Annotated in this window: 9 protein-coding genes; 7 read left to right on the forward strand and 2 right to left on the reverse strand. The window is 67.9% G+C overall.

Annotation, left to right across the window (positions count from 1 at the left end; all coding sequences use genetic code 11):
* Positions 1 to 122: 122 nt before the first annotated feature.
* Entirely contained in the window at positions 123 to 680 is a 558-nt protein-coding gene (locus ACFC4D_RS35180) for a lipoprotein LpqH (protein WP_376069743.1), read from the forward strand.
* Between the two features lie 104 nt (positions 681 to 784).
* Positions 785 to 1,573, forward strand: coding sequence for a hypothetical protein (locus ACFC4D_RS35185; protein WP_376069746.1), 789 nt, complete (start codon positions 785 to 787; stop codon positions 1,571 to 1,573).
* Positions 1,574 to 1,652: 79 nt separating this feature from the next.
* On the opposite strand, the gene ACFC4D_RS35190 is transcribed toward ACFC4D_RS35185, so the two are convergent.
* Positions 1,653 to 3,122 (reverse strand): DUF6882 domain-containing protein, encoded by a 1,470-nt coding sequence (locus tag ACFC4D_RS35190; protein ID WP_376069748.1) that lies wholly within the window; start codon positions 3,120 to 3,122, stop codon positions 1,653 to 1,655.
* A 24-nt stretch (positions 3,123 to 3,146) separates the two neighbouring features.
* Positions 3,147 to 4,325 (reverse strand): ROK family protein, encoded by a 1,179-nt coding sequence (locus tag ACFC4D_RS35195; RefSeq protein WP_376069751.1) that lies wholly within the window; start codon positions 4,323 to 4,325, stop codon positions 3,147 to 3,149.
* A 134-nt stretch (positions 4,326 to 4,459) separates the two neighbouring features.
* Between ACFC4D_RS35195 and ACFC4D_RS35200 the strand changes: the two genes are divergently transcribed.
* The 5 genes from ACFC4D_RS35200 (at position 4,460) to ACFC4D_RS35220 (ending at position 10,884) form a co-directional block, all read left to right on the forward strand.
* A complete protein-coding gene (locus tag ACFC4D_RS35200) occupies positions 4,460 to 5,923 on the forward strand; it encodes an APC family permease (protein ID WP_376069754.1) in 1,464 nt (487 codons plus the stop codon).
* A gap of 108 nt (positions 5,924 to 6,031) precedes the next feature.
* Positions 6,032 to 6,961, forward strand: a complete 930-nt coding sequence (locus tag ACFC4D_RS35205) for an ROK family protein (RefSeq protein WP_376069757.1) — start codon at positions 6,032 to 6,034, stop codon at positions 6,959 to 6,961.
* A 56-nt stretch (positions 6,962 to 7,017) separates the two neighbouring features.
* On the forward strand, positions 7,018 to 8,160 hold the full coding sequence (locus ACFC4D_RS35210) for an SIS domain-containing protein (RefSeq protein WP_376069760.1): 1,143 nt from the start codon (positions 7,018 to 7,020) through the stop codon (positions 8,158 to 8,160).
* A 140-nt stretch (positions 8,161 to 8,300) separates the two neighbouring features.
* A complete protein-coding gene (locus tag ACFC4D_RS35215; protein WP_376069763.1) occupies positions 8,301 to 8,708 on the forward strand; it encodes a hypothetical protein in 408 nt (135 codons plus the stop codon).
* 418 nt (positions 8,709 to 9,126) lie between these two features.
* Complete coding sequence (locus ACFC4D_RS35220; RefSeq protein WP_376069765.1) at positions 9,127 to 10,884, forward strand: DEAD/DEAH box helicase; 1,758 nt, start codon at positions 9,127 to 9,129, stop codon at positions 10,882 to 10,884.
* Positions 10,885 to 10,932: the final 48 nt, after the last annotated feature.

The raw sequence follows: 10,932 nt of genomic DNA on the forward strand, positions 1-10,932 counted from the left end.
GTTAGCGGAGTTTGTCCGGAAATCGCGCGGCAAAAGTTGGTATCGGTAGGACACCGCACCCTTCCTACGGTTCTCTCATCGGCCCCGAACGCGAGCCGAACCGAGAAGAACTGGGAAACACCATGAACACCAAGTCGATTCGCCTGACCGCCGCTATCGCCGCCGCCGCGGCCGCCGCCCTGGTCGTCACCGGATGCAGTGACAACTCCAGCAGCAGCTCCCCCTCGACCAACTCCGCCACCTCGGCGGCCGCCACCTCGGCCACCCCCGGCAACACCGCCCCGGCCGGCGGCAAGTCCAGCGCCACCGTCGACGGTAAGGCCCTGGACGCCAAGTTCGACACCACCTGCGTGAAGCAGGGCGGCACCCTGGCACTGGCGCTCACCGATACCGCCAACTCCAACTACGGCCAGCTCAGCGTGAGCGCCACGCTCACCGGCGACAACACCGTGCAGGCGGTCGGCATCGCGGGCTCCAAGGGCGGCAGCAACGGTATGCCCTACGCGGTCGGCTACGGCAACGGCGCGCCCGGCGGCTCGGCCAAGGTCGTCAAGAACGGCAATACCTACACCGTCACCGGTGAGGGCGTCGGCGCTCCGGATCTCACCAATCCCACCGCCGGGGTCAAGAACTCGAAGTTCGAGATCGTCTTCGCCTGCGCGAACATCGTCGGTTCCTGATCGAACCGAGGCGGCGCCCGACTGCTATCCCCGCTCATGCCGCGCCGGGCATGAGCGGGATAAAACCCCCTACGCAGCAACATAATTCCGATTACGAGGACATCATGAAGAATCAGATCCGCACCGCCGCAGTCATTTTCGCCGTCCTGGGGATCGGCTACTACCTCTGGCACGGTCTCACCTCCACCGACTTCCTGCCCTGGGTGGGCTGGCAGATGAGTCTGCCGATCATCGCCCTGACCATCGTCCCGATGGCGTTCGCCTTCACCGGCGACAGCGTGCTGTCGGCGCTGACCGGCAACAACAGCTCCGAATACCGCAACGGCCTGATGGGCCTGGGCACCGTGGAATCGGTGCGCAATACCGGTGTCTCGCTCAATGATCAGCCGCAGGTGCGCATCGACTTCCGGGTCGAGGGCGCGGACGGCAAGGTCTTCCCGGCGTACGCCAAGATGATCGTGCCGCTCACCGAACTGGCCCTGCTGCGCCCCGGCGTGGTGCTGCCGGTCCGCTATCTGCCCGAGCGCCCCGACCGCGTCGAGGTGGATCTGTCCGGTGATTCCTCGGCCGCACAGAACGCCATGAACCAGGCCATGATTCGCAAGGGCATCACCACCCAGGCCAAGCTCGATATCGCCCGCAACGGTATTCCGGCGCAGGCCGTGGTGAGCGCGCTGTCGGTGCCCGGCGAGATCCGCGACGGCCACCCGCGACTGGATCTGACCCTGATCGTCACCCGCCCCGACGGCAGCACCTTCGAGGCGCGGACGGAGAAGTTCCTCCCTCCTACCCAGGTCGGGCAGGTGCAGATCGGACGGGTGGTGCGGGTGCACTATCTGCCCGGACAGGAACAGGACCTGGTCATCTCGCTTCCGGTGAACTCCGGCTCTTGAGGATCGCCGGGGGTACCGCGTACGACAGACGGAAAACTGAGCGCCGCAGGCTTATTCAGCCCGCGGCGCTTTTGCCGTCTCAGAGCCCGAGTTGCCCCTGCAAACCCCAGTAGGCGCGGGTCAGCGCGCCGTCGACGCCGAATTCGACGCGCAGCTCGTACAGGCCGAAATGGCCGATCAGCATTTGCGGTTCGCCGACGAACAGGGTCGGGATACCGAAGTGCTCGAAGTAGCCGACGATCATCTCCCGCATGGTGCGGTAGCGGTTCTCGACATCGGTGAGCGGGTTCAGCAGATTGGCGGTGACCTCGAATATGGTGGCCGCGAAATCCGGATCGGTACCCGGCGGGGTGATGCGCGGATCGGTGATGGCCAGGCACCGGAAGCCGGAGCCGTCCTCGAGCGGTACGTGCACCCAGCCGACACCGCCGCCCAGGTGCACCGCCGCGGTGGTGAGCAGATCGGCGGCATTGGCCGGTTTGAACGCCGGGCCCAGTGAGACTCGCTCGGCGGCAAGGTGATTCGCACCGGCCTCGAACGCCGCGCGACGTACGGCGGCACTGCCCGGCCAGCCGTTCCCGGCCCAGATCCAGGTATCGGTGGCGAATTCGTAGTGACCGAGTTCGACTGCCGCCAAAGCCAATTCGGGAAGTTCGGCAATGCCGTAGCGGCCGGTGACCGGATCCCAGGTGGGCGTCGGGGATTCCAGTTCCCGCAGACCCGTCGCGAAATCGAGCAGACCGCGCTTGAACCCCATCGCGATGGCCGAGGCGGGCGCGAGCCGAGCCAACAGCTCATCGGGGATGAACGGCTGTCGCGGCGGGCGCGGTCTCTCGGCCGTAATAGGCTGTTGTGCAACGCCTTCCGCGTTCACAACGCTGGCGTCGACGATATTGTCCCGTTCGTCGATGCGCGCGAGCAACCGGTAGCCGCCGGGCAGATCCAGTTCATTGCCGCCGGGCACCTCACGCACGATCAGACCGTGCCGCCGGGCGTATCCGGCGATGACCGCCCGCGCCCCGCCGCCGAGCAGCAGATCCGAGGCGATGCGCAGCCAGGTGGCCACATTGCCGGGATCGGGTTGCGCCAGTGCGACACTCTCGTCATCGATGGCGAGGTAGGTGTAGGCGCGGCCACCGTGATTGAACTTGGTCATCCCGCGCGCACCGAGCACGCCCTGCGCGATCAGCGACAGATGGTCGGCGGCGAGCTTCGGATCGTGGAAACCGCCCAGATCCAGCAGTTCGGTGGTGAACTCCGGAATCCCATGCGCCGCACCGATTTCCTGTAGCCGCACCGAATGCCGGGTGCCGGGTAGTCCGGCCAGATCCGGTTTGGCCCACGCCCACATGAAGGTCTGATCCTCGGCGAAGGTGCCCAGCTGTCCCGACCGCGCCAGCTGCCGATCACCGATCCAGGCCAGTCCGGCATCCAGATCGCAGCCGGTGCGACCCGGTGCGATCTGCTCCATGAACCAGTTGTACTGCTCGATGCCACCGCCGAGATATCCCCGTGCGAAGGACAGCAACTCGCTACTGAAAGTGTCCACGGCAGGGCAGGCTACTACCCGAGGTCAGTCCTGGGTCCGGCGGTCGAAAACCTGCGGGCGGGCGATCCGCAGCGCCGTTGCGATCGCGCCGAGAAGTACTGCGTCATCGCCCAATTCACTGGATGCCACCTGCGGGCGCAGCGGCGTGGAGCGTTGCAGCGCGGCACGCACCTCGTCGAGGTAGAGGTCGGCACTGTGCCCGAGGCCGCCGCCGAGCGCGATGACATCGGGATCCAGAACGGCGGTGACCGCGGCGACGACCAGTGCGACGCGTTCCCCCTCCTGGCGAACGACATTCGCGGCGATGGGATGGCCCGCGCGTGCGGCCTCGAAGACGCCCTTGGCGGTGAGTCGTCCGGTCATGCCCTGTGCGCGCGCGGCTTTGACGACGGCCTCGGCGGAGACGGCTTCCTCGAGTGCGCCGCGGCGCGGGGCCTCGGTCTCGGGTGCGCCGAAAGTCGTTGGCAGGAAGCCGACTTCACCGGCCGCACCGTGCGCGCCGGTGAAAAGTTCACCCTGGGAGACTATTCCGACGCCCAGGCCTGTACCGATCAGGACGTAGACGAACAGTCGGCTGCCGCGTCCCGCACCGAAGACGTATTCGCCCAGCGCCGCCAGATTGGCGTCATTGTGCACCGATAGTTCCGGGCCGCCGAGTCGCTCGCGAATGGTGTCGAGCAGTCCGGCGCGGCCCCAGCCCGGCAGGTTCACCGCGAAATGCATGCGGCCGTCCTGCGGATCGAAGACCCCCGGACTGCCCAGCGCGGCGTGGATCACCTGGTCGGCGGTGATTCCGGCGGTCGCGCAGACCTGTTCGGCGGCCCGCACCGCGATATCCGCGACGGCGGCGGCGGTGCGGGCCTTGTTCGCGATATCGATGCGGGCCAGCACTTTTCCGGAGAGATCGGCGACGGCCGCGCGCAGATTGGCCCGGCCGATATCCAGGCCGAGCACATATCCGGCGGTGGGGTCGGGTTCGTACAGCACCGCGGTGCGCCCGCGTTCGGGTGCGACCGTGCCCATCTCGCGGACCAGCCCACTGTGCTGGAGCGCGGCAAGGGCACTGGACACGGTCGGCTTGGAAAGCCCGGTGTCCCTGGCGAGTTGGGCGCGGCTCGACGGGCCCGCGTTGCGCAGCTGTTCGAGCAGCAACCACTCGTTATTGCTGCGCAGGCGTTGCCGGTTCCAGGGGACTTCTTCCATCGCCTTCCGTTTCTCGCTCGGGTCGTCGGCTCAACTCTAGGCAAACGAATCTTGATGACCTCTTGACGGCAATAGTAAAGGAATTTAACTTTACTAAACCACTCGCTCGCTCAGCTCCCACCGGAGGAAGCCCCATGTCCGGTCCCCGCCAACTGCCCCGCAGTATCGGCCCCTTCCAGGCCACCGCCATCAATATGAGTCAGATGGTCGGCATCGGCCCGTTCGTCACCATTCCGCTCATGGTCGCCGCGTTCGGCGGCCCGCATGCCGTCATCGGCTTCGTCGCCGGAGCCGTCTTGGCCCTGGCCGACGGGCTGATCTGGGCCGAACTGGGTGCCGCCATGCCCGGCACCGGCGGCACCTACGTCTATCTGAAGCAGGCTTTCCAGTACCGCACCGGACGGCTCATGCCGTTCCTGTTCGTCTGGACCGCAATGCTTTTCATTCCGCTCATCATGTCCACGGGCGTGCAGGGGCTGGTGCAGTACCTGACCTACCTGTGGCCCTCGATGAGCGATACCCAGGGCGATATCGTCGGCGTCGCGGTGGTGGCGCTGGTGATCGCGCTGCTGTGGCGGCGGGTGGCCTCGATCGGGAAGATCAGCGTCGTCATGTGGACGGTCATGATCATCTCGGTGGCGGCGGTCATTCTGGCCTCGTTCACGCATTTCCATCCGGATATGGCGTTCACCTGGCCCGAGCACGCGATCGACCTGGGCAGCAACACTTTCTGGCTGGGGTTCGCCTCCGGTCTGACCATCGGCATCTACGACTACCTCGGCTACAACACCTCGGCGTACCTCGGCGGGGAGCTGAAGAATCCGGGGCGGGTGCTGCCGCGTTCGATCATCTTCGCGATTCTCGGGGTGATGAGCATCTACCTGCTCATGCAGATCGGCGTACTGGGCGTGACCAATTGGAAGGACATGCTCGACCCGGACAATGTGGCCTCGCGATCGGTCGCCTCGGCGGTGCTGGAGACGACCATGGGCAAGGGCGCGGCGCAGGTGGTGACCGGGCTCATCCTGATCACCGCGTTCGCCTCGGTGTTCACCGGACTGCTTGGCGGATCGCGGGTGCCGTTCGACGCCGCGCATGATCGGGTGTTCTTCAAGGCATTCGGGCGGCTGCATCCCAAGTACGAGTTCCCGGTGCTCGGCCTGATCGCCATGGGCGTGGTGACCGCGGGCGGATTCCTGCTGGCGCGGCATATCGGGACCTCGGCGACGCATCCGCCACTGGCGGTGCTGATTTCACTGCTCACCACCGTGATGGTGATCGTGCAGGCGCTGGCGCAGATCGCGGCGGTGATCGTATTGCGCAGGCGGCAGCCGGATCTCGTGCGGCCGTACAAGATGTTCCTGTATCCGCTGCCCGCGATCGTGGCGGCCGTCGGCTGGCTGGTCATCTACGGCTACGCGGACAAGTCGAATCCCGGTGTGCATCCCATCGAATGGTCGCTGGCCTGGGTGGCGCTCGGTGGTATCGCGTTCCTCATCTGGGCGCGAGCGGAGAAGGTATGGCCGTTCGGCCCCAAGGAGATTCGGGAGGAGTACCTGACGCCCGAAACCGAACCCACCGAAACCGTCGCCGACTGAACGATTTCCGCGCGGCGCGATACCGATATCGCGCCGGAGAACGATACCGAGATAGGCCGGGCCGCCACCTTCGCGGCGGCTCGGCCCGATTTGCAGCGAGGACGTCGAATGCCGCACGCAGCAAGTGAATTCGCCGTCATCGGCATTGACTTCGGCGGCACCAAGACCGAGGTGGCGCTCGCCGATTCCCGCGGTGCGATCCTGGCCCGCGAACGCCTCGACACCCGAACAGATCTCGGCCCCGACCACATCCTGGGGCGCACCGCCGGCACCGTGCGGCGATTCGAACAGCTCGCGCGTGAGGGGCATGACCTGTCCGTCACCGAATGGGCGGCGGTGTGTCCCGGCATCATCCGGGCCGACGGCATCCAGTTGACACCCAACCTGCCCGGTTGGGAGACGCTGGCGCTGTCGGCCCGGCTCGCAACGGAATTCGGGGTGCCCGCGGTGCGGGTCGCCAATGACGTGCGAGCCGCCGCGCTCGCCGAAGTCCGCTTCGGCGCGCTGCGCGGTGTGGACACCGGGATCTACGTCAGCCTCGGCACCGGGATAGCGGCCGCGCTCATCGTCGGCGGCCGCGTCATCCCCGGCGCGCATCAGGCCGCCGGGGAGATCGCCTACATGAATCCCGGCAACTACCCCATCGGCGCGGTAGCCGTGGGCCGAGCTCCCCTGGAGGAATTGGTGGCCGGACGCGGTCTCGGCGAACGCGCCTCCGCCCGGCTCGGCACCCCGATCACCAGCGCCGAACTCTTCCACCGCACCGACGCCGAAGCACGAAACCTGGTGCGGCACACACTGGAAACCCTGGCCACAGCACTGGCCAACCTCGCCGTCTTCGTAGACCCCGCCCGCATCGTCCTGGGCGGCGGCATGATGGCCGCCGCCGACCACATCCTCCCGGCCCTCACCGACCTGATCGCCGCGGCCACCCCGTACCCACCCGAAATCCAAGCCGCCCACTTCCTCGAAGACGCCTCCCTACACGGCGCAATAACCCTCGCCCTCAACACCGAATCCCTCGCCCCCACCCCGTAATCCCCGAGGGACGCGCGGCCCCGTCCCGATCCGACTGACATACCCGAAGGAATCCGATGACCGATACCCGACTCGGCAGACTGATGGAAGCCGAGATGCGTGATCAGCCGCGCGTGCTCGCCGCGCTAGCCGACCGCTTCACCAGGATTGGCAGTGAAGTCGCAGAGCTCTTCACACGTGCGGGCGAGGGGTTCGTAGACAGCAGCGACGGTGGTGCCGCGAGGTCCAATCACGCTGCGGCGGGCGACCCCGCCGGTGTCGCGGACAGCCCAGTCGGCGTTGCGGAAGGGCCCGTCGGCGTTGCGTTTTTGGCTCGCGGGTCATCCGATAACGCCGCGTTGCTGGGGCGGTACGCGGTGGAGTTGCAGACCGGGTTGCCGACGTGTCTGGTGGCTCCGAGTATTGCCACCGCGTATGGGCGCGAGCCCGCCGGGTTTCGGGGGTGGCTGCTCATCGCGCTGTCGCAGTCGGGGCGGACGCCGGAGATCGTGGATCTGACCGGGCGCTATATCGCGGCGGGGGCGAAAGTGGTTGCGGTCACCAATGATCCGGATTCGGCGCTGGCGCGGATCGCGGATTACACGGTGGCGCTGGAGGCCGGGCCGGAGCGGGCGGTGCCCGCGACCAAGACCGTGACCGCGCAGATGCTCGCGGTGCTGGCGATCGCGTCGGGGCTGGGGGCGGGCGGTATGACCCAACTCGAGGCAGCCGAATTGCCTGCCGCCGCAGCCGATCTGCTGGCCGATGGCGGGGCGGTCGAGCGTGCTGCGGAGTTGCTCGCGACAGTCGATCGGCTGGCGGTGGTCGGGCGCAGTGCCTGCTATCCGGCGGCTTTGGAGACCGCGCTCAAACTTCAGGAGACCACCGGGCTTATGGCGCATGGTTTCTCCAGCGCGGATTTCCGGCACGGCCCGATCGCGGTCACCGGGCCTGGCGCGCCCGCACTGCTGCTGGCGGGATCCGGTCCGGCCGATACCGACACGCTCAGCCTGCGCGAACCACTCAGCGCCCGGTATGCGCCGATTGTGCTGGCGGGCACCGCGACCGAAGCACCCATCACCTGGCCCGCGCTCGGAAATCTGGGCGAATGCCTGCTGGCCACCATTCGCGGTCAACAGTTGGCACTGGCCGTAGCAAGGGAATTGGGGATAGACGCCGACCATCCGACGGGCCTGGCGAAGGTGACGCTCACGCACTGATCAGTGCACGACGGCTCACCTTCGGCGGCCGGAGGTCGGCGGTGATGGTCGTCAGCGGACTGTCGGTGGGCTGTCAGCGGCCCCGGCCACTGTGGGAACCACGCCGGACAAGGCGCTCAACCCCACACGGGAGTAAGCACATGAGCACCATCACACTCAGCAAGGACGACGCCCGCACCCTTCAGACCGCCGCCTACGGCGTGGTCACGCTCTTGGCGGCGGCCGATCCGGGCGTGATCGCCTCCACGAAGGCCAGTGTCGCGGCGGCGCAGGCCCTGCGCACCGCCACCGGGCTGGTCGGTCACGCCCTGAACGACAAGCCGAAGCCGAACCTGAAGGCCGGAACCCTCGAAGGGGTGGCTCAGCTCGTGTTCCCCGCGCTGACCGCGTCGGTCCGGCTGCTGGAGCGGAAAGCCCCGGTGGAGGCCGAGAATTTCCGCCGCACCATTGCCACCGCGGTCGCGGCGGCGGCGCAGACCAGGTCCGGGCGGCCGCATCCGGCGACCGCCGAACTCATCCGGGAGATCGACTCGGCGCTGGGCAACTGACCCGCGCAACCCTGGTTGCCCGGAGGTAACAGACCGTTCTGCACTCTCGATTTCCGAGGTAGCGGGGCGGATCGGAACCGAAGGGCAGGCAGGGCGATGACGTTCATCAATGGGATCTCGAACGCGCTGTATCAGTATTCGATCGGGGCGCCGCAGGATGTTGTTGTCGGATGGTTGCTGTACGCGATCGGAATGTAGTTCCGCCGAGAGCAAGCGACATCACAGGCGGGCAATGACCTTGAATCTTGCGCACTGGGCTATGGTTGTAGCCGTTGAGTAGCGCGATCTTGCCTATTCTTCTCCGTCGTGGATGTCTTTTCCTTCGCGTCGGCCACGCAGCGAGGTCAGCAAGTGCGGACAAACAGTTCGGCACACCCCTGCGATTTCATCCGATGCTCGAAAGGCACCAGGAACCCCTATGACTTCTCGTTCAACGAGCCCCGCCACGTCCTTCGCCGATTTCGGTGTGCGTCCCGCCCTGGTCGACGCCCTCGCGGCGAACGGCATCAGCTCGCCCATGCCGATTCAGGCCGCCACCCTGCCCGATGTGATCGCCGGGCACGATGTGCTCGCTCGCGGACGGACCGGCAGCGGTAAGACCCTCGCCTTCTCGGTGCCGATGGTGGAGCGCCTGGCCGCCGCCGGTGGTAGCCGCCGGCCGGGACAGCCGACCGGTTTGATCCTCGCCCCGACCCGTGAGCTGGCCACCCAGATCGCGACCGCGCTGGAGCCGATGGTCAAGGCGTGCGGGTTGCGCGTGACCACCGTTTTCGGTGGCGTACCGCAGAATCGGCAGGCCAAGGCGCTCAAGGCCGGTGTCGATATCGTCGTCGCCTGCCCGGGACGGCTGGAGGATCTGATGAAGCAGCGCCTGGTGGCGCTGGATTCGGTGCGGATCACCGTGCTCGACGAGGCCGACCATATGGCGGATCTGGGCTTCCTGCCCGGCGTGACGCGCATTCTCGCGGCGACCCCCGCCGATGGGCAGCGACTGCTGTTCTCCGCGACCCTGGACAACGGCGTGGACAAGCTGGTGAAGCGGTTCATGCGGAATCCGTTGTCGCACAGCGTGGACGAGGCGCATTCGCCGGTTCCGGCGATGACCCACCACGTGTTCGAGGTCGGCGGCGCGGACGCCAAGAAGGATCTGGTCTACACCCTGGCCTCGGGCGAGGGACGCCGAATCCTGTTCATGCGCACCAAACATCACGCGCGCCGCCTCGCCAAGCAGCTGACCGCCGCGGGCATTCCCGCCACCGATCTGCACGGAAATCTCTCCCAGGCCGCTCGCGACCGCAACCTGGCCGCCTTCTCCGCGGGCACCGCGCGGGTCCTGGTCGCCACCGATGTGGCGGCGCGCGGCGTGCACGTGGATGACGTCGAACTCGTCGTGCACGTGGATCCGCCCGCCGAACACAAGGCGTACCTGCATCGTTCGGGCCGCACCGCCCGCGCGGGCAGCGCCGGTGACGTGGTCACGGTCGTGCTCCCCGAACAGCGCAAGGATGTCGCCTTCCTGCTCCGTAAGGCGGGCATCGACACCAAACCCCAACAGGTGACCGCGCATTCGGCCCCGGTGACCGCCCTGGTCGGCCCCATCGCCGCCCTGGTCACCCCGCAGGCCGACGCCCCGCGCGTCGACGACCGCGATGATCAGCCCCCGCGTCGCGGCAACCGCCGCGGCAGCGCCTCCCGCATGGCCAAGGCCCGCGAGGGCGGCAACGCCCGCCGCACAACCGAATTCGGCGGCGCGCGCGGTGACGCCCCCACCCGCCGCAATGGCGACGGCCCGGCCCGCGGCGACAACTCCGCCCGCCGCACCGGCGGCACCCGCAACGCGGACAACCGCACGTCGGACGGCAACCGCGGCACCCGCGGCGACCGCAACTTCGACGGCGATCGCACCGCGGGCAGCGGCCGTACCCGCGGAGCGGCCGCCACCACCACCCGTGGAGCGCACGCCACCGACCGTCGCGCCACGGCGGGCCCGGCCCCGCGCACCGGCGGCACCCGCCGCACCGCGGCCCCCGAGCGCGCCACGGCAACAGCCAACGGCCGCCCGCCCCGCACCGAGGACCGCGCCACCGCGACCAACGGAGCCCCGGCCCGCCGCCGCGCCTCTCGCCCCCAGGCCGCAGCCACCCGCGACCAAGCCGCACACTCCGGCCGCCGCTGATCCAGCGCGCACAACCGAATTCGAGCCCGGCCCGCCTCTGCACGGAGG

Source organism: Nocardia sp. NPDC056000, assembly GCF_042269265.1.
Taxonomy (GTDB): Bacteria; Actinomycetota; Actinomycetes; order Mycobacteriales; family Mycobacteriaceae; genus Nocardia.